The organism is Streptomyces sp. NPDC006687, assembly GCF_040636215.1.
Lineage (GTDB): Bacteria > Actinomycetota > Actinomycetes > Streptomycetales > Streptomycetaceae > Streptomyces.
On sequence record NZ_JBEYJJ010000002.1, the window covers coordinates 76,238 to 96,904 of the forward strand.

At 73.0% G+C, this 20,667-nt stretch carries 15 protein-coding genes, 2 tRNA genes and 1 pseudogene; 16 read left to right on the forward strand and 2 right to left on the reverse strand.

The genetic code is table 11. From position 1 onward, the window contains the following. Window positions 1-18: 18 nt before the first annotated feature. The 12 genes and pseudogenes from ABZ716_RS02680 (at window position 19) to ABZ716_RS02735 (ending at window position 13,261) form a co-directional block, all read left to right on the forward strand. Window positions 19-1,686 (forward strand): LytR C-terminal domain-containing protein, encoded by a 1,668-nt coding sequence (locus ABZ716_RS02680; protein ID WP_358955990.1) that lies wholly within the window; start codon window positions 19-21, stop codon window positions 1,684-1,686. Window positions 1,687-1,752: 66 nt separating this feature from the next. Further along, the gene (gene rsfS, locus ABZ716_RS02685) at window positions 1,753-2,199 is read left to right on the forward strand and encodes a ribosome silencing factor (protein ID WP_351884929.1); all 447 of its coding nucleotides are present in this window, start codon (window positions 1,753-1,755) and stop codon (window positions 2,197-2,199) included. Next, window positions 2,196-2,876 carry a histidine phosphatase family protein gene (locus ABZ716_RS02690; RefSeq protein WP_351885049.1) on the forward strand — a complete coding sequence of 227 codons (681 nt, stop codon included), beginning with the start codon at window positions 2,196-2,198 and terminating at the stop codon, window positions 2,874-2,876. The genes rsfS and ABZ716_RS02690 overlap by 4 nt, the downstream gene beginning before the upstream one ends. Before the next feature lie 111 nt (window positions 2,877-2,987). Beyond that, window positions 2,988-3,060, forward strand: a tRNA-Ala gene (locus ABZ716_RS02695). A 144-nt stretch (window positions 3,061-3,204) separates the two neighbouring features. Further along, window positions 3,205-3,438: a hypothetical protein gene (locus ABZ716_RS02700; protein ID WP_030229679.1), complete on the forward strand. Its 234-nt coding sequence runs from the start codon at window positions 3,205-3,207 to the stop codon at window positions 3,436-3,438. Between the two features lie 136 nt (window positions 3,439-3,574). After that, window positions 3,575-3,647 (forward strand) — tRNA-Ala (locus ABZ716_RS02705). Window positions 3,648-3,894: 247 nt separating this feature from the next. Further along, on the forward strand, window positions 3,895-6,765 hold the full coding sequence (gene leuS / locus ABZ716_RS02710) for a leucine--tRNA ligase (protein ID WP_358955993.1): 2,871 nt from the start codon (window positions 3,895-3,897) through the stop codon (window positions 6,763-6,765). Window positions 6,766-6,898: 133 nt separating this feature from the next. Beyond that, window positions 6,899-7,657, forward strand: a complete 759-nt coding sequence (locus ABZ716_RS02715) for a hypothetical protein (protein ID WP_358955996.1) — start codon at window positions 6,899-6,901, stop codon at window positions 7,655-7,657. 103 nt (window positions 7,658-7,760) lie between these two features. Further along, window positions 7,761-8,606, forward strand: a complete 846-nt coding sequence (locus ABZ716_RS02720) for a DegV family protein (RefSeq protein WP_351884939.1) — start codon at window positions 7,761-7,763, stop codon at window positions 8,604-8,606. 521 nt (window positions 8,607-9,127) lie between these two features. Continuing rightward, the gene (locus ABZ716_RS02725) at window positions 9,128-9,814 is read left to right on the forward strand and encodes a ComEA family DNA-binding protein (protein ID WP_358955999.1); all 687 of its coding nucleotides are present in this window, start codon (window positions 9,128-9,130) and stop codon (window positions 9,812-9,814) included. Between the two features lie 23 nt (window positions 9,815-9,837). Beyond that, a pseudogene (locus ABZ716_RS02730) lies at window positions 9,838-12,246 on the forward strand (ComEC/Rec2 family competence protein); the annotation flags it as partial. 133 nt (window positions 12,247-12,379) lie between these two features. After that, window positions 12,380-13,261 carry a YceI family protein gene (locus ABZ716_RS02735; RefSeq protein WP_358956002.1) on the forward strand — a complete coding sequence of 294 codons (882 nt, stop codon included), beginning with the start codon at window positions 12,380-12,382 and terminating at the stop codon, window positions 13,259-13,261. 17 nt (window positions 13,262-13,278) lie between these two features. On the opposite strand, the gene ABZ716_RS02740 is transcribed toward ABZ716_RS02735, so the two are convergent. Continuing rightward, window positions 13,279-13,521 carry a hypothetical protein gene (locus ABZ716_RS02740; protein WP_358809969.1) on the reverse strand — a complete coding sequence of 81 codons (243 nt, stop codon included), beginning with the start codon at window positions 13,519-13,521 and terminating at the stop codon, window positions 13,279-13,281. A gap of 61 nt (window positions 13,522-13,582) precedes the next feature. On the opposite strand from ABZ716_RS02740, the gene holA reads away from it, so the two are divergent. Next, the gene (holA, locus tag ABZ716_RS02745) at window positions 13,583-14,575 is read left to right on the forward strand and encodes a DNA polymerase III subunit delta (protein WP_358956005.1); all 993 of its coding nucleotides are present in this window, start codon (window positions 13,583-13,585) and stop codon (window positions 14,573-14,575) included. A gap of 234 nt (window positions 14,576-14,809) precedes the next feature. Here the strand turns inward: holA and rpsT are convergent, their stop codons facing one another. Further along, window positions 14,810-15,070: a 30S ribosomal protein S20 gene (gene rpsT / locus ABZ716_RS02750; protein WP_351884954.1), complete on the reverse strand. Its 261-nt coding sequence runs from the start codon at window positions 15,068-15,070 to the stop codon at window positions 14,810-14,812. A gap of 197 nt (window positions 15,071-15,267) precedes the next feature. Here rpsT and lepA point away from each other — a divergent pair, with 197 nt between their 5' ends. The 3 genes from lepA to hemW all read left to right on the forward strand — a co-directional run bounded on the left by lepA (window position 15,268) and on the right by hemW (window position 20,639). Further along, entirely contained in the window at window positions 15,268-17,133 is a 1,866-nt protein-coding gene (gene lepA, locus ABZ716_RS02755; protein ID WP_358809967.1) for a translation elongation factor 4, read from the forward strand. A 254-nt stretch (window positions 17,134-17,387) separates the two neighbouring features. After that, entirely contained in the window at window positions 17,388-19,280 is a 1,893-nt protein-coding gene (locus ABZ716_RS02760) for a long-chain fatty acid--CoA ligase (RefSeq protein WP_358809966.1), read from the forward strand. Between the two features lie 126 nt (window positions 19,281-19,406). Next, window positions 19,407-20,639, forward strand: coding sequence for a radical SAM family heme chaperone HemW (gene hemW, locus ABZ716_RS02765; protein ID WP_358956008.1), 1,233 nt, complete (start codon window positions 19,407-19,409; stop codon window positions 20,637-20,639). The last annotated feature ends 28 nt before the right edge of the window (window positions 20,640-20,667 follow it).

Sequence of the window (20,667 nt, forward strand, 5' to 3'; positions counted from 1 at the left end):
AACGAGGAGAGGCCCGCGGTGAACGACCCACAGGACCCGTACGACCCGTACGCCGCCCAGCAGCAGCTCATCGGCTACGACCCGTACGGCAGGCCGCTGTACGGCCAGGTGCCCGCGCAGCAGCCCCTCCAGGACGCCCCGCCCCCGTACGCGTACGAGCAGCGGGACGCGGCCCCGTACGGGCAGCCGTACGCACAGCAGCCCTACGGACAGCAGTACGGCTACGAACAGCAGGCGACGGGGTACGCCCAGGCCCCCGCCCCGGGCTACGACCAGCCCCAGCAGTGGATCCCGCAGCAGACCCCCGGCCCGGAAGCCGCCCCGCAGCCGCCCGCCCCGGCCCCCGTCCCGGAACCGCGCCGGGCGGAGGCGGACACGGCGGACGCGGACGCGGCGGACCAGCGCCGCCCGGACCGCCCCGCCGACGGCTACCGCACCGAGCAGTTCGCCTTCATCGACCAGCCGGACGAGGACTCCGAGGACGTCATCGACTGGCTCGCCTTCACCGAGAGCCGCACCGAGCGCCGCGAGGAGGCCCGCCGCCGCGGCCGCAACCGCGTGGTCGCCCTGATCGTCGCCCTGGCCCTCTTCGTCGTCGGCGGCCTCGGCTACCTCTGGTACGCGGGCAAACTGCCCTTCCTCGACGGACCCGGCCAGAAGAAGGCCGCCGCGACGGGCCCCGGAGCCCAGAAGCGCGACATGATCGTCGTCCACCTGCGCAACACCCGGCGGGGCGGCAGCTCCACCGCCCTCCTCGTGGACAACGTCACCGCCCAGCAGGGCGCCACCGTCCTGCTTCCCAACACCCTCGCCGTCGCCAAGGAGGACGGCACGGGCACCACCCTCGCCAAGTCCGTCGAGGACGGCGGCACCGGCACCCGCGAGGCCCTCGACACCGTCCTCGGCACCCGCATCGGCGGCACCTGGCGCCTGGACACCCCCTTCCTGGAGCGCCTCGTGGAACTGCTCGGAGGCATCGAGCTCGACACGGACGCCGCCGTCCCCGCCGACGACCAGGCCAAGACCCCCGCCGTCGGCCAGGGCCCCCGGCAGAGCCTGACCGGCGCGATGGCCGTCGCCTACGCCACCTACCGGGCGCAGGGCGAGCCCGAGGCCAAGCAGCTGGAGCGCACCGGCCGGGTCCTGTACGCCGTCCTGCGCAAGATCCCCTCCGACCCGAAGGCGGCGGCCACGACCGTGGAGAGCCTGGGCCAGATCCTGGACCCCGGGCTCGACGCGCAGAACCTCGGCGGCCTCCTGGCGCGGATCGGCGAGCACGCCAAGACCGCCGCGTACCGCACGGAGGTGCTCGCGGTGAAGCCCGACGGGGGCCTCACCGACGAGGCCGCGAAGAAGACGGTCAAGGAACTCCTCGGCGGCACCGTCACCGCGGCCCAGCCCGGCGCGAGCCCGCGCGTGGGCCTCAAGGACGCCACCGGGAACGAGAAGGCGCAGGCCGCGGCCAAGGCGGCGCTGCTCAACGGCGGCTACGCCTTCGTGGACGGCGGCAAGGCCGACCGGGCGGCCGCCACCACGCAGATCACGTACCAGGACGACGGCCAGCGGAGCCGCGCGGTGGAGGTCGCCAAGACGCTGGGGCTGCCGGAGACGGCCGTGAAGAAGGCCGAGGGCGTGGTGAACGCGGACGTGGTGGTGATCCTCGGAAAGGACTACAAGCCGTCCTGACCGGGTGGTGCCGGGAGTACGTGAGACCCTTGTAGGGATCTGCCCGCCAACCCGAAAGCATGGCCAGTGACCGCCACGGACCGCTCCATCGAGCTCATCACCACCGCTGCCCAGGCCGCGGCCGACCGGCTCGCGCACGACATCATCGCCTACGACGTCAGCGACGTGCTGTCGATCACCGACGCCTTCCTCCTCGCCTCCGCGCCCAACGACCGCCAGGTCAAGTCGATCGTGGACGAGATCGAGGAGCGGCTGCTCAAGGAGCTCGGCGCCAAGCCGGTGCGCCGCGAGGGCGACCGCGACGCCCGCTGGATCCTGCTCGACTACGTCGACATCGTCGTCCACGTCCAGCACAGCGAGGAGCGCGTGTTCTACGCGCTGGAGCGTCTGTGGAAGGACTGCCCCGAGATCGAACTCCCCGAGGACGCCAAGCTCACCCTCGGCAAGGCCGAGGAGCACGCCAAGCTCCGTGAGGCCCAGGGGGACGAGGACCTGGACGGTGATCTGTTCTGAGCGCGGCCACCACCACGGGGAGGGCCGGCGGGGGCTCCGCCGGCACCGGCAGGAAGATCGTCCTCTGGCGTCACGGCCAGACCTCCTGGAACCTGGAGCGCCGCTTCCAGGGCTCCACGGACATCGAGCTGACCGAGACGGGGCTGGCGCAGGCGCGCCGCGCCGCCCGGCTGCTCGCCTCGATGGGACCGGACGCCATCGTGGCGTCCGACCTGAAGCGCGCCGCGGCCACGGCCGCCGAGCTGGCCGCCATCACGCGCCTGCCGGTGGCGCACACGGAGGCGCTGCGTGAGACGTACGCCGGTGAGTGGCAGGGCCTGACGCACGAGGAGATCGTCGAGAAGTACGGCGAGCAGTACGCGGCGTGGAAGCGCGGCGAGCCCGTGCGGCGCGGCGGGGGCGAGCTGGAGACCGAGGTCGCCGACCGGGCGGCCCCCGTCGTGCTGAGCCACGCCGACCGGCTGCCCGCGGGCGGCACGCTCGTCGTCGTCAGCCACGGCGGCACCATCCGGACGACCATCGGCCGCCTGCTGCGGCTGGAGGCGCGTGACTGGGAGAGCCTGGGCGGGCTCTCCAACTGCTGCTGGTCCGTCCTCGGTGAGGGCGCGCGCGGCTGGCGGCTGCTGGAGCACAACGCCGGCACCCTGCCGGAACCGGTGCTCGGCGACGACGACTGAGCCCTCCGCGGGGCGCTCCGACCCGGATTTCACTTTCCGGCTGGTCACAGGCTAGAGTTCTTCTTGTTCGCAGCGAAGAACACCGGAAACGGGGGGAACGCCGCGGAGAGCGGGGCTATAGCTCAGTTGGTAGAGCGCCTGCATGGCATGCAGGAGGTCAGGAGTTCAATTCTCCTTAGCTCCACAATCAGGATCCCGTCCCCAACAGGGGGCGGGATCCTTGCGTTTGTTCCCCTGGTGCTTGCTGACCCCGTCCGGACCGGCGTGGCAGAATCGGGACGGCCGGAGGGGGACACGACGGTCCGACGCGGGAGGGAGACGCTGACGGATGGGTGCACACCGGCGGCGCTGCGACTGGTGCGACAACGGCACGCCGATCGTCCGGGACATGGACCCGGTCAATCCCGACTACCAGTACTGGTGCGAGGAATGCGCGCGGGCGCTGATCATAAAAGGCGACCCCATCGAGACGTACCGGGAGCTCGAGGGTGAGCCGATCTACGGCCGGCTCCTCGACGAGCACTGCACGCTCAAGCGCTTCTACCAGTTCGCCCGGGCATGAGACGGGCAAATCGGACATAACCCAGCGCCCGGAAACCGATTTTTGGTCTGCGGGCATCACCGTGTAATGTTCTCGATGTCGCCAGGGGGAACCGGCAAGGGAAACCGAGAAGGGGCCCGGCGGCAGAGAGAAACAAGGGGCTATAGCTCAGTTGGTAGAGCGCCTGCATGGCATGCAGGAGGTCAGGAGTTCAATTCTCCTTAGCTCCACAGTGTGAAGAGGGTCACCCGGATCGGGTGGCCCTCTTCTCGTCGTACGGAACGGCCGAGCGGTCGCGCGGGCCCCTGCGGTACCCTGACGCCATGCGTGCCGTACGCCTTCTGCTTACCGAGCCGCGCTGAGCAGCACCGACCCCTCAAGACGGTCGGCATCGGCGCGGCGTCCCCTCCTGTGCGAGGGGTTTTTTCGTTTGGGCAGGCAGAGACGGCAGAGACGATCGATGGAGCTTCCAGAATCATGAGCGAGACGAACACCCCGGCCCCCGAGGCGGCCGAGGGGCACCGTTACACGGCTGCCATGGCCGCCGACATCGAGGCACGCTGGCAGGACGTATGGGACGCGGAGGGCACCTACGAGGCGCCCAACCCGGCCGGGGACCTGGCCGGTGACCCGGCGGTCGTCGCCCGCCCCAAGAAGTTCATCATGGACATGTTCCCGTACCCCTCCGGTGCGGGCCTGCACGTCGGCCACCCCCTCGGCTACATCGCCACCGACGTCTACGCGCGCCACCAGCGCATGTCCGGCCACAACGTCCTGCACACCCTGGGCTTCGACGCCTTCGGCCTGCCGGCCGAGCAGTACGCCGTGCAGACCGGCACGCACCCGCGCGTGTCGACCGAGGCGAACATCGAGAACATGAAGGTCCAGCTGCGCCGCCTGGGCCTGGGCCACGACAAGCGCCGGTCGTTCGCGACGATCGACCCCGAGTACTACAAGTGGACCCAGTGGATCTTCCTGCAGATCTACAACTCCTACTACGACACCGACGCGAACAAGGCCCGGCCGATCGCCGAGCTCGTCGCCGCCTTCGAGAGCGGCGCCCGTGAGGTCCCCGGCGGCCGCGCCTGGGCGGAGCTGACCCCCGCCGAGCGCGCCGACGTGCTGAACCAGTACCGCCTGGCCTACGCCTCCGACGCGCCCGTCAACTGGTGCCCCGGGCTGGGCACCGTCCTGGCGAACGAGGAGGTCACCGCCGACGGCCGGTCCGAGCGCGGGAACTTCCCCGTCTTCAAGTCCCGGCTGAGCCAGTGGAACATGCGCATCACCGCGTACGCCGACCGCCTGCTGGACGACCTCGACGCGCTGGACTGGCCCGAGGCCATCAAGCTCCAGCAGCGCAACTGGATCGGCCGCAGCGAGGGCGCGCGCGTCGACTTCGCCCTGGGCGACGAGGCCATCACCGTCTTCACCACCCGCCCCGACACCCTGTTCGGCGCCACCTACATGGTGCTGGCGCCCGAGCACCCGCTGGTCGAGAAGTTCCTCCCGGCCGCCTGGCCCGAGGGCACCCGTGAGGCGTGGACCGGCGGACACGCCACCCCGGCCGAGGCCGTCGCCGCGTACCGCAAGCAGGCCGGCGCCAAGTCCGACGTCGAACGGCAGGCCGACGCCAAGGAGAAGACCGGCGTCTTCACCGGCGAGTACGCCGTCAACCCGGTCAGCGGCGCGAAGGTCCCCGTCTTCATCGCCGACTACGTGCTGATGGGCTACGGCACCGGCGCGATCATGGCCGTCCCGGCGCACGACAGCCGCGACTTCGAGTTCGCCCGCGCCTTCGAGCTGCCGATCCGCTGCGTGGTCGAGCCGACCGACGGCCGTGGCACCGACACCGCCGAGTGGCAGGACGCGTTCGTCTCCCACGACGCCAAGCTGGTCAACTCGACGGGCGAGGGCATCTCCCTGGACGGGCTGGGCGTCGTGGAGGCCAAGGCCGCCATCACCGAGTGGCTGTCCGAGCGGGGCATCGGCGAGGGCACCGTCAACTTCCGCCTGCGCGACTGGCTGTTCAGCCGCCAGCGCTACTGGGGCGAGCCCTTCCCGATCGTCTACGACGAGGACGGCGTCGCCCACGCGCTGCCCGAGTCGATGCTGCCGCTGGAGCTCCCCGAGGTCGAGGACTACTCCCCGCGCACCTTCGAGCCCGACGACGCGCAGTCCCAGCCGGAGACCCCGCTGTCGCGCAAGGCCGACTGGGTCAACGTCGAGCTGGACCTCGGCGACGGGCGCGGGGTGCGCTCGTACCGCCGCGAGACCAACACCATGCCGAACTGGGCCGGCTCCTGCTGGTACGAGCTGCGCTACCTGGACCCGCACAACGCGGACGCGCTGGTCGACCCGGAGATCGAGCAGTACTGGATGGGCCCGCGCGAGAGCGCCCCGCACGGTGGTGTCGACCTGTACGTGGGCGGCGCCGAGCACGCGGTGCTGCACCTGCTGTACGCGCGCTTCTGGTCCAAGGTGCTGTTCGACCTGGGCCACGTGTCCTCGGTCGAGCCGTTCCACAAGCTGTTCAACCAGGGCATGATCCAGGCGTACGTCTACCGCGACGACCGCGGCTTCCCGGTCGCGGCGACCGAGGTCGAGGAGCGCGACGGCAGGTTCTTCTTCGAGGGCGAGCCGGTCAAGCGCGAGCTGGGCAAGATGGGCAAGTCCCTCAAGAACGCCGTCACCCCGGACGAGATCTGCGAGGAGTACGGCGCCGACACCCTGCGCCTGTACGAGATGGCGATGGGCCCGCTGGACGTCTCCCGCCCGTGGGACACCCGCGCCGTCGTCGGCCAGTACCGGCTGCTGCAGCGGCTGTGGCGCAACATCGTGGACGAGGAGACGGGCGCGGTGACGGTCATCGACGCCGAGCCCTCCGAGGAGACGCTGCGCGCCCTGCACAAGGCCATCGACGGGGCCGGCTCGGACATGGCGGGCCTGCGGTTCAACACCGCCATCGCCAAGATCACCGAGCTGAACAACGCCCTGACGAAGGCGGGCCGCCCGCTGGAGCGGTCCGTGGCCGAGCGCCTGGTGCTGCTGATCGCGCCGCTGGCCCCGCACATCGCGGAGGAGCTGTGGCACCGCCTGGGCCACACCGACTCGGTGGTCCACCAGGACTTCCCCGTCGCGGACCCGGCGTACGTGGTGGACGAGACGGTGACCTGCGTGGTCCAGGTCAAGGGCAAGGTCAAGGCCCGTCTGGAGGTGCCGCCGAGCATCTCGGAGGCGGACCTGGAGCAGCTGGCGGTCACCGACGAGGCCGTCGTGGCGGCGCTGGGCGGCGCGGAGATCCGCAAGGTGATCGTGCGCGCGCCGAAGCTGGTCAACATCGTCATCTGACGCGTCGCTGACCGCTGGTTTCCGCTTCTCGGGGTGATCCCGTACGGGCAGGTTGGGGGTTCTTCGGGAACCCCCGGCCTGCCCGTGGGGTTTACGGTGGAGGGGTCGGGAACCGGCCGGGGAAGGGAACCTCATGGAGGTAGGCGCGTTGGTCATCATCTTTGCCCTGGTGGTGCTGTTCGCCTTCCTGGGGCTGGGCGCCTGGGTCACGGTCAAGGCGGTCGGCGCCGCCAAGCGCGGCGTGGACCGTACGCTCACGCAGGCCCGCCGGACGGTCGAGGACACCACCCTGAAGGCCAAGAGCTTCGGCCATGTCGGCGTCACGGCGGCGCTGGCGCAGCTGCGGCTGGACCTGCGGACGTCGATGCGCGCCACGCAGGCGGCCCTCTACCAGGGGGTGCAGGCGGACGCCTCGCTGAAGGAGTCCATCGCCCTCTTCGAGCGGCTCAGCCGGCACGGGCACGAGCTGGACGACGAGCTCAAGCGGCTGGAGCAGGAACCGGACCGCAAGCGCATAGCGGAGCGCCTGCCCGGGCTGCGGGAGCGCACCGCCAAGATCACCGAGTCGGCCGACTCGCTGCGGTGGGCGGCGCGCGACCGGGCCCGCCAGTTCGCGGACGAGGACCTGGCGGCGCTGTCGGCGCAGATCGAGGTGGAGTCGGGCGCGCTGCGCGACTGGTCGCGGGAGTCGGTGGACGACCTGGCGGCCGCGGCGGCCGAGTGGGACGCGGGGGCGGGGCGGCCCGCGCCGGGCGCTGCCCGGGAGGCGGGGCACGGTCGGCCGGCGTCGGCCGAGGCGCGTGAGGCGGCGGGGCGGCCCGCGCTGGACGCGTCCGGTCCGAAGGCGGCCTACCCCTGGCAGAAGGCTCCTCGGCCGGAGGCCGCTTCCTGAGAGGGGCGTGCGGGGCCGGCTGAGGGCGGAAGCCGGCGGCGGCGGGGGTGACGGAAGCGGCCCGGGCTGCCGGAACGCCTCCTCGGGCGGTAACCTCCGGCTCATGTCCCGCCATGTCGCGATCGTCACCGATTCCACGGCCTATCTGCCCCCGGCGGCGATGGCGCGGCACGGGATCACCGCCGTCCCCCTGACCGTCGTCCTGGGGGACGAGGCCCTGGAAGAGGGCACCGAGATCTCGGCCCGCAGCCTCGCCACGGCCCTGCAGAAGCGCCGCTCGGTCACCACCTCCCGCCCCGGTCCCGAGCAGTTCGTACGGGCCTACCGGGCGGCGGCCGAGGCCGGGGCGACGGGCATCGTCAGCCTGCACCTCTCCGCCGAGTTCTCCGGCACCTACGACGCCGCCGTGGTCGCGGCGAAGACCGCCCCGGTCCCGGTCCGGGTGGTGGACACCGGCATGGTGGCGATGGCCCTCGGGTTCTGCGCCCTGGCCGCCGCCGAGACGGCCGAGGCGGGCGGATCGGTGGACGAAGCCGTGGCCGCCGCCGAGAAGCGGGCTGCGGAGATGTCGGCGTACTTCTACGTGGACACCCTCGACTACCTGAGGCGCGGCGGCCGTATCGGGGCGGCCCAGGCCCTCCTCGGGTCGGCGCTCGCGGTGAAGCCGCTGCTCACGCTGGACGGCGGGCGGATCGAGATGCTGGAGAAGGTACGGACGGCCTCCAGGGCCATCGCGCGGCTGGAGGAGCTCGCCGTCGAGCGGGCCGGGACGCGCAGTGTGGACGTGGCCGTCCACCACCTGGCGGCGCCGGAGCGGGCGGAGAAGCTCGCGCAGCGGCTGCGGGAGCGGATTCCCGGCCTGGGCGAGCTGCACGTGAGCGAGGTCGGCGCGGTGATCGGCGCCCACACCGGGCCGGGACTGCTCGCGACGGTGGTGTCGCCGCGCTGACCCCGGGGGACGGGGGCTGGGGCGGGGTGGGGTGTGGGGTGAGGCCGGGTCGGGCTGGGGTGGCCCGGGGTCGGGTGTGGGGTGAGGCCGGGGTGGGGTGGCGGTCACTGGAACGGGTGGCGGGGTTGTCCACAACGGGCTGGTCATCCACCGGAATTGAAGCCTCCGAGCGGGCGGCCGGGTGTCGGCCCTAGCGTCGGGGCATGACTCTTCGTACGCGTGTCTCGCGCCTCTCAGGAACCTCCCGATCGCTCGACGTCCAGGGGCGGCCCCCGGTGGCCGGCCGGACCCGCCGCCGTGGCGGGGGCAGCGGGCCCGGCAGGGTCCCGCGGTCCGACAGGCGGCTCCGCGACCGCCGCCGGGCCGGTTCGCGGCCCCGCCCCGACCCCGCCGCCGTGCGGCGCCGGGCGGAGGCGTTGCTGGGCGGGTCGGCCCCGCCTCGGCGGCCGGATCCGCCGCCGGGGGCGGTGCCTGAGGGGTTGTCCGGAGTTCCGGAGCCGGTGGGGGCCGGGGTCGGGGTGGTGGCTGAGCCGCCTCTGCCGGGGCCCGGGCCCGGGTGGTGGCCGGCGGTGCGGGAGCGGCTGCCGGTGTGGGTGCAGGCGCGGTGCGGGGTGGAGCCTCGGGCGGTGGCCGCCGTCGGGATGGTGCTGGCCCTGGCGGTGGGGTTCGCCGCCCAGCAGTACTGGTCGGGCCGCCCGCGGCCGGTGACGGCCCCCGCGGTGCTCGCCCCCGCGCCCCCTCCGACCCCGCCGCCGGTGCCGGGAGCGGGCCCGGGCGGTCCGGGGGGCCGCATCGTGGTGGACGTCGGCGGCAAGGTCCGTGACCCCGGTGTGCGGCGGCTGCCCGGCGGTTCCCGGGTGGAGGACGCGCTGGCCGCCGCCGGGGGAGTGCGGCCCGGCACGGACACCACCGGGCTCAACCGGGCCCGGCTCCTGGTGGACGGCGAACAGGTGCTGGTGGGGGTCACCCCGCAGCCGGCTCCGGGCGGGGTGGCTTCCGGGGGCGGTTCCGGTTCCGGACCGCTGAGCCTCGGCAGCGCGACCGCCGAGCAGTTGGACGGGCTGCCGGGGGTCGGCCCGGTCCTGGCCCGGCACATCGTGGAGTTCCGCGCCGCCCGGGGCGGGTTCCGGGCCGTGGAGGATCTCCGGCAGGTCGACGGCATCGGCGAGCGCAGGTTCGCCGAGCTGCGGAAGCTGGTGCGGCTGTGAGCGCCGCCGCCGAGGCCCCGGGCGTGGCCGCGGGGCCGGGTGTGCCGGGACCGGGCGTGCCGGGACCGGAGCGGGGCGGGCCGGTGGATCTGCGGTTGGTGGGGCCCGCCGTGGCCGCGTGGGGGGCGGCTGCCGTCGGCGTCGGGGTGCCCGGCGGGTGGTGTGCCGTCGGAGTGGGTACCGCCGTCGCCGTGGCGGGGGTGCTGCTGGTGGCGGGGTGCCGTGGGGTGCGGCCCGTCTGGCAGGTCGGTACCGCCGCGGCGGCGGCCCTGCTGTGTGCGGCCGCCGGCGCGGGGGTCGCGGGGCTGGAGCGGGCCGAGGCGCGGGCGGGGCCCGTGGCGCGGCTGGCCGGGGAGCACGCCCGGGTGCGGGCCGAGCTCACCGTGGGCTCCGACCCGCGGGCCGCCCGGAGCGGGAGCGGGCCGCCCGTGGTGGTGCTGGAGGCGGTGGTGACCGGGGTGACCGGCCCCGACGGTGCGCGGACCCGGGTGCGGACGCCGGTCCGGGTGCTGGCCGGGCACCCGGGGTGGGCCCGGCTGGAGCCCTCGGCCCGGGTGGAGGTGGTGGCGCGGCTGGCCCCGGCGCGGGGTGGGGAGCGGGCCGTGGCGTTGCTCCGGCCGGGCGGGGACGTCCCGCCGCGGGTGACGGGTGGCCCCGGCCGGGTGCAGCGGGCCGCCGGGCGGCTGCGGGCCGGGCTGAGGGAGGCTTCCGACGGGCTGCCGGGGGATGCCCGGGCCCTGCTGCCGGGGCTGGTGGTCGGGGACACCTCCCGGGTCCCGCCCGACCTGCACGACGCGTTCGAAGCCACCGATCTGCTGCACCTGCTGGCCGTCTCCGGGTCCAACCTGACGGTGGTGCTGTATCTGCTCATCGGGCCTCCCGGGCGGGCGCAGTACGTGGAGCGGGGCGGGCTGGCGCCCCGGCTGGGGCTGTCGCTGCGGTTCACGGCCCTGTGCGGCGCGGCCCTGACGCTGGGCTTCGTCGTGGTGTGCCGCCCCGACCCGAGCGTGCTGCGGGCCGCCGCCTGCGGGGCGGTGACCCTGCTGGCCCTGGCCACGGGGCGGCGCCGGTCGCTGCTCCCCGCGCTGGCCGGGGCGGTGCTGCTGCTGGTGCTGTACGACCCCTGGCTGGCCCGGTCGTACGGGTTCCTGCTCTCGGTGCTGGCCACCGGTGCGCTCCTCACCCTCGGGCCCCGCTGGGCCGGGGCGCTGCGGGCGCGCGGGGTGCCGTCGAGGCTGGCGGAGGCCCTGGCGGCGGCGGCCGCGGCGCAGGCGGTGTGCGCGCCGGTGGTGGTCGTGCTGTCGGGCCGGGTGAGCCTGGTCGCGGTGCCGTGCAACCTCCTGGCGGAGCTCGCGGCGGGGCCGGCCACGGTGCTCGGCTTCGCCGCTCTGGCCACGGCCCCGCTGTCCCTGCCCCTGGCGGGGGTGCTGGCACGCTGCGCGGGCGTGCCGGCCGGGTGGATCGCCGCCGTCGCCCGGGCCGGGGCGCGGCTGCCCGGGGCGGAGCTGCCCTGGCCGGGCGGGCCGGGCGGGGGCGTGCTGCTGGCCGCCGTCACGCTGGTCCTCCTGGTGCTCGGCGTGCGGTTCGGGCGGCGGCGCGGGATCCGAGCGGCCGCGGTGGTGCTGCTGCTGGCCGTGGTGGTGCGGCCGCCGCAGCTGACCCGTACGCTCACCGGCTGGCCGCCGCCCGGCTGGAGCTACGTCCAGTGCGCCGTGGGCCAGGGGGACGCGGCCGTGTTCGCGGTGGGGGAGGGGGCGGCCGTCGTGGTCGACGCCGGACCGGAGCCGGGTCCGGTGGACGGGTGTTTGCGCGCGCTCGGTGTGAAACGCGTGCCCTTGCTGCTGCTGACCCACTTCCACGCTGACCATGTGGGCGGGCTGTCCGGGGTGCTGCGGGGCCGTTCCGTGGGGGTGATCCAGACCACCTCGGTGGCGGACCCGCCCGGGCAGGCGGTCCGGGTCCGGCGGACGGCGGCGGCGGCCGGGGTCCCCGTGGTGGCGGCGGCCGCGGGGGAGCGGCGGCGGGCCGGGCCACTGGAGTGGCAGGTGCTGTGGCCGTCGGCGTCCGCGCCGCCGCCGCAGGGGCCCAACGACGCGAGCGTGGCCCTGCTGGCGCGCACCTCGGGGCTGACCTTCCTGCTGCTCGGGGACCTCGAACCGGACGCGCAGCAGGCCCTGCTGAGGGAGCATCCGGAACTGGGGCCGGTGGATGTGCTCAAGGTCGCCCACCACGGTTCGGCGCACCAGGACCCCGGCCTCACCGATCGGATCCGGCCACGCCTCGCGCTCGTCCCGGTGGGGGCCGGCAACCGCTACGGACACCCGGCGCGGGGCACCCTCGCACGGCTCGAAGCCCTTGGGGCCGCTGTGCTGCGCACCGATACGGACGGCTCCGTGGCCGTCTGCGGCAGCGGCTCCGGACTGCGCGCGGTTCCGGCCGGACGGCGTCCGAAAAGGCGCGGTCATACCGGGCGCGACCCTTCTGTTTGCCCCGAACCCGGCAGCATGATCGAATGCCTCTTCGCCAGGACCGACCAAGTACACACAGCACGGGGGTGCATCAGCGATGTTCGGTCGCCGACGGGGGACGGATACGGCCGGGAGCGGCAGTTCACAGACGTCCGCCACACTGACACTGCCGCCCACGGCACGCCTGTTGAGCTGCCGGGTCCTCGACACGGTCCACCAGCCCGTACGCCAGGCCAAGTTCGAGGTGACGGACCCGATCGGCCGACGGGTCATCAGCGGGGAGACCGACCCGTACGGGGGGTTCACGGCCGCTCTGCCGGAGGGGGAGTACCGGCTGTCGGTCACGGCCGAGGGCTACGCGTCGTTCCACGGGGCGACGCTCGTCGGGGACCCGGCGCAGCCCGGCACCGCGGAGATCATCCTGGACGCGGTGGAGCCGCCGCTGCTCCCGCAACCCGGCCACTGGGAACTCGACCCGACGCACTCGTCGATCGGCTTCACCGCGAAGCACATCGGCTTCGCCCGGATCCACGGCCGGTTCGCCACCTTCGCCGGGGCAGTGCGGATCGGGGAGCGGATGGAGGAGTCCACCATGCACGTCATCATCGACGCGGCGAGCGTCGACACCGGGCTGCGGATGCGGGACGACCACCTGCGGTCGGCCGACTTCCTGGACGCCGCCCGGTATCCGACGGTGGAGTTCTACAGCGAGCGGTTCATCCACCGCGGCGGCAGCCGCTGGGCGGTGGCCGGCGCCCTGACCCTCCACGGGGTGAGCCGCACGGTCACCCTGGACACCCAGTACCTGGGCGTCGGTACGGGCCTGGAGGGCGAGCCGCGCGCCGCCTGCCGGGCCACGGCGGAGCTGCACCGCGAGGACTTCACCCTGAACTGGCAGTCGATCCTGGCGCAGGGCATCGCGGCGATCGGTTCGAACGTGGAAGTGGCGCTGGACGTCCAGATCGTCCACAAGGCATAAGGGGGGCGCCGCCCGGCTCAGGGGGCTTCCAGCCAGCCCTCGTAGGCGGCGGCGAGCTCGTCCAGCACGGCGGCGTCCAGCCGCTGCTGCGGGTCCTCGACGACCACCAGCCACTGGGCGTCCTCGGCGTCGTCCTCCCCGGCCAGGGCGTCGCGCACCAGCTGCGGCTCCTCGGGCAGGCCGAAGCGGTCGACGGCTTCCTGGGCCACCTCCTCGGCGGCGTCGCGGTCGGGCAGGACCAGTACATGGCGCAGGTTCACCGGACCATTCTCCGGTACCGGGGGCGGGGCCCTGTCAGTGCGGCGTGGGATGCTGGATCCGATGGCCACCAGGAAGAACCCCACCGACGATCCCCTCGCCCCGATCACCCTCGCGGTGGGGCAGGAGGACCTCCTGCTCGACCGCGTCGTCCGCGACGTAGTGCGGGCCGCCCGCGCGGCCGACGCCGACACGGACGTGCGGGACCTCACCTCCGACCAGCTCCAGCCCGGCACGCTGGCCGAGCTGACGAGCCCGTCGCTCTTCTCCGAGCGCAAGGTCCTGATCGTGCGGAACGCTCAGGACCTCGGCGCCGACACGGTGAAGGAGGTCAAGGCGTACGTCGCCGGCCCCTTCGAGGAGATCGCCCTCGTCCTCCTCCACGCGGGAGGGGTCAAGGGCAAGGCGGTGCTGGACGCCGCCCGCAAGGCGGGCGCCCGGGAGATCGCCTGCCCGAAGATGACGAAGGCGGCCGACCGGCTCGCGTTCGTCCGGGGCGAGTTCCGGACGCTGGGGCGCTCCGCCACCCCTGAGGCGTGCCAGAACCTGGTCGACGCGATCGGCGCCGACCTGCGGGAGCTGGCGAGCGCGGTGGCGCAGCTGTGCGCGGATGTCGAGGGCACCATCGACGAGGCCGTGGTCGGCCGCTACTACACCGGCCGCGCCGAGGCGTCCAGCTTCACCGTCGCCGACCGGGCGGTCGAGGGCAGGGCGGCGGAGGCCCTGGAGGCCCTGCGCTGGTCCCTGGCCACCGGGGTGGCGCCGGTGCTGATCACCAGCGCCCTGGCGCAGGCCGTCCGGGCGATCGGAAAGCTGGCCTCCGCCCCGCGCGGAGCCCGCCCCGCCGACCTCGCGCGGGACCTCGGGATGCCGCCGTGGAAGATCGACCGGGTCCGCCAGCAGATGCGCGGCTGGTCGGCGGACGGCGTCTCCCACGCCCTGCGCGCGGTGGCCCTGGCCGACGCGGGCGTCAAGGGCGGCGGCGACGATCCGGAGTACGCCCTGGAGAAGGCCGTCGTGGCCGTGGCCCGGGCGGCCCGCCCCCAGCGCCGCTGAGGACCCCGCCGGCACCCGTAGCACCGACACCCGTAGCGCCGGCAGCGTAGACAGACACACGAAGGCCCCGGCCGCCGCCCTGGGGAGGGCGGAGGCCGGGGCCTTCGGTCACTGCTCAGTGCGCCGCACCCGCGTGGCGAACGCAGGCCGCGTGCGGCGCGGAGTGCCGGTCAGGAGCGGATGAGAGGGCCCGCTTGGGTCCGTCCCGGCGATTTCACATCGAAGTGCGGAACCTCAGATGGAGGCAACCTTGTGCGCCAGCGCCGACTTCTTGTTGGCGGCGGCGTTCTTGTGGATGACACCCTTCGAGACAGCCTTGTCCAGCTTCTTGGAAGCCAGGCGGGCCGCAGCGGTGGCCTTCTCCGCGTCGCCGGCGAGGATGGCCTCGTTGGCCTTGCGGATGAAGGTGCGCAGCTCGGACTTGACCGACTTGTTGCGAAGGCGAGCCTTCTCGTTGGTCTTGTTCCGCTTGATCTGGGACTTGATGTTCGCCACGAAAGAGCCTTTTCAGGTTCAGAGTATTTTTCCGGATGTGCTCGTCTGCTGAGAGGGCATGCGAGACACAGCCACCCAGGCTACCAGGCGCGCTCCGACCGGCCCAAACCGAGCGCATGGCCCGGTCCATGGGACCATGGGAGCCTGCGTACCGTTCGACAGCAGATCCGACAGCGACCCGAGAATCAGGACACTGCGTGCCCGCCATCCCCAGCCACGTGCCCGAGCCGAGCCGTACCGACCCGGCGCTGATCCGCAATTTCTGCATCATCGCGCACATCGACCACGGCAAGTCGACCCTCGCCGACCGGATGCTGCAGCTCACCGGCGTCGTCGACCAGCGGCAGATGCGCGCCCAGTACCTCGACCGCATGGACATCGAGCGTGAGCGCGGCATCACGATCAAGTCCCAGGCGGTCCGTCTGCCGTGGTCGCCCACCGAGGGCGACGGCACGGGGACCACGCACATCCTGAACATGATCGACACCCCGGGCCACGTCGACTTCACCTACGAGGTCTCGCGCTCCCTCGCCGCCTGTGAGGGCACCATCCTCCTGGTGGACGCCGCCCAGGGCATCGAGGCCCAGACCCTCGCCAACCTGTACCTGGCGATGGAGAACGACCTCGCGATCGTCCCGGTCCTGAACAAGATCGACCTGCCGGCCGCCCAGCCGGAGAAGTTCGCCGAGGAACTCGCGAACCTGGTCGGCTGCGACCCCGACGACGTCCTGCGCGTCTCGGCGAAGACCGGCCTCGGCGTCGACGCCCTGCTCAACCGCGTCGTCCAGACCGTCCCGGCCCCGGTCGGCGTCAAGGACGCCCCGGCCCGCGCGATGATCTTCGACTCGGTCTACGACTCGTACCGGGGCGTCGTCACGTACGTCCGTGTCGTGGACGGCACGCTCAACAAGCGCGAGCGCATCCGCATGATGTCCACGAACGCCACCCACGAGCTGCTGGAGATCGGCACCAACTCGCCGGAGATGCTGTCGGCCGACGGCCTGTCCGTCGGCGAGGTGGGCTACCTGATCACCGGTGTGAAGGACGTCCGCCAGTCCAAGGTCGGCGACACCATCACGCAGATGACGGGCGGCGCCACCGAGTCCCTCGGCGGCTACAAGGACCCGAAGCCGATGGTCTTCTCGGGCCTGTACCCGCTCGACGGCTCCGACTACCCGGAGCTGCGCGAGGCCCTGGACAAGCTCCAGCTCAACGACGCCGCGCTGGTCTACGAGCCGGAGACCTCGGCGGCGCTCGGCTTCGGCTTCCGCGTCGGCTTCCTCGGCCTGCTCCACCTGGACGTGGTCCGCGAGCGCCTGGAGCGCGAGTTCGGCCTCGACCTGATCGCCACCGCGCCCAACGTGGTCTACCGGGTGGTGCTGGAGGACGGCAAGGAAGTCACCGTCACCAACCCGAGCGAGTTCCCCGAAGGCAAGATCAAGGACGTCTTCGAGCCGGTCGTCCGGGCCACCGTGCTGGCGCCCACCGAGTTCATCGGCGCGATCATGGAGCTCTGCCAGCAGCGCCGCGGCACCCTGCTCGGCATGGACTACCTCTCCGAGGACCGCGTCGAGATCCGCTACACGCTCCCGCTCGCGGAGATCGTGTTCGACTTCTTCGACCAGCTGAAGTCCAAGACGCGCGGCTACGCCTCCCTGGACTACGAGCCCACCGGCGAGCAGTCGTCCAGCCTGGTCAAGGTGGACATCCTGCTCCACGGCGACAAGGTCGACGCCTTCTCGGCCGTCTGCCACAAGGACGCCGCCTACGCCTACGGTGTGCGCCTGGTCGCCAAGCTGCGCGAGCTCATCCCCCGGCAGGCGTTCGAGGTGCCGATCCAGGCGGCCGTCGGCTCCCGCGTCATCGCCCGCGAGACCATCCGCGCCATCCGCAAGGACGTCCTCGCCAAGTGCTACGGCGGTGACATCTCCCGTAAGCGGAAGCTGCTGGAGAAGCAGAAGGAAGGCAAGAAGCGGATGAAGATGGTGGGCTCCGTGGAGGTCCCGCAGGAGGCGTTCATCGCCGTCCTCTCCAGCGACGAGTCCAGCGGCAAGAAGAAGTAGCCGCGGCCGTTCCATGGCGCGTGAAAAGGGCCCGCATGCATCGGCATGGGGGCCCTTTTCGTTATGAACCGGCCGCTCGGGGGCCCTTACGCGCCGGGCGGGCGGCCTCTACCCTGATCAAAGCTCGATGGTTACCGGCCAGTTAACCGGCCGGTAATGAAAACCTGCCAGCCGCACACCCGGCGGCTGCACCCCGCCAGTCCAAGCGCCCCACGCCCACGCCCTGGCCGCGTGGACCCGGTCCGGAGGATGTCGTGAGCGACACACAGACCTTGATCGAGAACCGCCCGCCCACCGTGGCGGCCCTCTTCCTTGACCGCGTCGCCGCCACGCCGAACGGGGAGGCGTACCGCTACCCCGTGCCCTCGGCCCGCCCCGGGGGAGGCCCCGACGACTGGAAGTCGCTCAGCTGGGGGCAGGCGGCCGACCGGGTCTTCGCCATCGCAGCCGGCCTGATCACCCTGGGCCTGCGCCCCGAGGAGCGGGTCGCGCTCGCCTCCAACACCCGCGTCGAGTGGATCCTCGCCGACCTGGGCGTGATGTGCGCGGGCGGCGCCGTCACCACGATCTATCCCAGCACCAACGCCGAGGAGTCCGCCTTCATCCTCGCCGACTCCGAGAGCCGGGTGCTCATCGCCGAGGACGCCGCCCAGCTGGCCAAGGCCCGCGAGCGCCGGGCCGACCTCCCCGCGCTGCACCACGTGGTCGTCGTGGAGGCGGCCGACGCGGTCGCCGCCGAGGGCGACCCCGAGGGCTGGGTGCTCTCCCTCGCCGAGCTGGAGGCGCGCGGCAAGGAGTACCTCGGCGAGCACCCGGCGGCCGTCAAGGACCGGATCGCGGCCATCACCGCCGACCAGCTCGCCACCCTGATCTACACCTCGGGCACCACCGGCCGCCCCAAGGGAGTCCGCCTCCCGCACGACAACTGGTCGTACATGGCCAAGGCCACCGTCGCCACCGGCATGATCCACAGTGACGACGTCCAGTACCTGTGGCTGCCGCTGGCCCACGTCTTCGGCAAGGTGCTCACCTCCGGCCAGATCGAGGTCGGACACGTCACCGCCGTGGACGGCCGCATCGACAAGATCATCGAGAACCTGCCGGTCGTCCAGCCGACCTATATGGCGGCCGTCCCGCGCATCTTCGAGAAGGTCTACAACGGCGTGGCCGCCAAGGCCCGGGCCGGCGGCGGCGCCAAGTACAAGGTCTTCCAGTGGGCGGCCGGCGTCGCCCGCGAGTACGCCAAGGTCACCCAGGACAACTACCGCCGCACCGGCCGGGCCACCGCCCCCTTCGGCCTCGCCACCCGGCACAAGGTCGCCGACGCCCTCGTCTACTCCAAGCTCCGCGACGCCTTCGGCGGCAGACTCCGCGCCGCCGTCTCCGGCGCCTCCGCCCTGGCCCCCGAGATCGGCTACTTCTTCTCCGGCGCCGGCATCCACATCCTGGAGGGCTACGGCCTGACGGAGTCCAGCGCCGCCTCCTTCGTCAACCCCGGCGAGGCGTACCGCACCGGCACCGTCGGCAAGCCGCTGCCCGGCACCGAGGTCCGCATCGCCGACGACGGCGAGGTCCTGCTGCGCGGCCCCGGCATCATGCAGGGCTACCACCGCCAGCCCGACAAGACCGACGAGGTCCTGGAGAGCGACGGCTGGCTGCACACCGGCGACATCGGCGAGCTCTCCCCGGACGGCTACCTGCGCATCACCGACCGCAAGAAGGACCTGATCAAGACCTCGGGCGGCAAGTACGTCGCCCCGGCGGAGATCGAGGGCCAGTTCAAGGCGGTCTGCCCGTACGTCTCCGCGATCGTCGTCCACGGCGCCGACCGCAACTTCTGCACCGCCCTCGTCGCCCTCGACGAGCCCGCCATCCTCGGCTGGGCCGCCGAGAACGGCCTGGAGGGAAGGACGTACGCCGAGGTCGTGGCCGCGCCGGAGACCGAGCGGCTGATCGAGACCTACGTCCAGACCCTCAACGAGAACCTCCAGCGCTGGCAGACGATCAAGAAGTTCCGGATCCTGCCGCGCGACCTGGACGTCGAACACGGCGACCTCACGCCCAGCCTCAAGCTGAAGCGGCCCGTCGTGGAGCGTGAGTTCAAGCACCTCATCGAGGAGATGTACGCGGGCTCCCGCGAGGCGTGACGCCCGGCGGCGAGCCGGACGGGGGCGGGGGCGGCGCGCTCGCCGTCCCCGCCGGGCCCCGCGTGCCGGGCGGAGCCCCGCCCGGTACGGGCCGCCGGGCCCCGGAGCGTGCGGGACAATGGACGTATGCCTTCCGCACTGCCCGACGGTGACCCCATGCCCGAAGACGGCTCGCTGCCGTCGCATGCCCTGGCGGGTGCCGGGGGGCGGCCGCTGGGGTTCTACCTGCACGTCCCGTACTGCGCCACCCGCTGCGGGTACTGCGACTTCAACACCTACACCGCCACCGAGCTGCGCGGCACCGGCGGCGTCCTCGCCTCCCGCGAGAACTACGCCGACACCCTGACCGACGAGATCCGCCTGGCCCGCAAGGTGCTCGGCGACGACCCGCGCCCCGTGCGGACCGTCTTCGTCGGCGGCGGCACGCCCACCCTGCTGCCCGCCGCCGACCTCGTACGGATGCTCGCGGCGATCCGCGACGAGTTCGGCCTGGCCGAGGACGCCGAGGTCACCACCGAGGCCAACCCGGAGTCCGTCGACCCGGCGTACCTGGCCGAGCTGCGCGCGGGCGGGTTCAACCGGATCTCCTTCGGCATGCAGAGCGCCAGGCAGCACGTGCTGAAGATCCTCGACCGCACCCACACGCCCGGCCGCCCCGAGGCATGTGTGGCCGAGGCCCGCGCGGCGGGCTTCGAGCACGTCAACCTCGACCTGATCTACGGCACCCCCGGCGAGTCCGACGAGGACTGGCGGGCCTCCCTGGACGCCGCGCTCGGCGCCGGGCCCGACCACATCAGCGCCTACGCCCTCATCGTGGAGGAGGGCACCCAGCTGGCCCGCCGCATCCGCCGGGGCGAGGTCCCCATGACGGACGACGACACCCACGCCGACCGGTACCTGATCGCCGACTCGGTCCTGGCCGGGGCCGGCTACTCCTGGTACGAGGTCTCGAACTGGGCGACCACCGAGGCCGGCCGCTGCCTGCACAACGAGCTGTACTGGCGCGGGGCCGACTGGTGGGGCGCCGGCCCCGGAGCCCACTCGCACGTCGGCGGGGTCCGCTGGTGGAACGTCAAGCACCCCGGCGCCTACGCGGCCGCCCTCGCCGAGGGACGCTCCCCGGGCGCGGGGCGCGAGCTGCTGTCGGACGAGGACCGGCGGGTGGAGCGGATCCTGCTGGAGCTCCGCCTGGTCGAGGGCGTCCCGCTGTCCCTCCTGGCCCCGGCGGGCCTGGCGGCCTCCCGCCGCGCCCTGGCCGACGGCCTGCTGGAGGCGGTCCCGTACGAGGCCGGGCGGGCGGTGCTGACCCTGCGCGGGCGGCTGCTGGCGGACGCGGTGGTGCGGGACCTGGTGGACTGATCACTCCCCGGAGTGAACCGCAGCCCCC

Excerpts from the sequence above, each read along its gene's own strand:
- ABZ716_RS02700 (WP_030229679.1), top strand. The coding sequence starts at position 3,205 with ATGGGTGCACACCGGCGGCGCTGCGACTGGTGCGACAACGGCACGCCG.
- leuS (WP_358955993.1), top strand. The coding sequence starts at position 3,895 with ATGAGCGAGACGAACACCCCGGCCCCCGAGGCGGCCGAGGGGCACCGT.
- ABZ716_RS02715 (WP_358955996.1), top strand. The coding sequence starts at position 6,899 with ATGGAGGTAGGCGCGTTGGTCATCATCTTTGCCCTGGTGGTGCTGTTC.
- ABZ716_RS02720 (WP_351884939.1), top strand. The coding sequence starts at position 7,761 with ATGTCCCGCCATGTCGCGATCGTCACCGATTCCACGGCCTATCTGCCC.
- ABZ716_RS02735 (WP_358956002.1), top strand. The coding sequence starts at position 12,380 with ATGTTCGGTCGCCGACGGGGGACGGATACGGCCGGGAGCGGCAGTTCA.
- holA (WP_358956005.1), top strand. The coding sequence starts at position 13,583 with ATGGCCACCAGGAAGAACCCCACCGACGATCCCCTCGCCCCGATCACC.
- hemW (WP_358956008.1), top strand. The coding sequence starts at position 19,407 with ATGCCTTCCGCACTGCCCGACGGTGACCCCATGCCCGAAGACGGCTCG.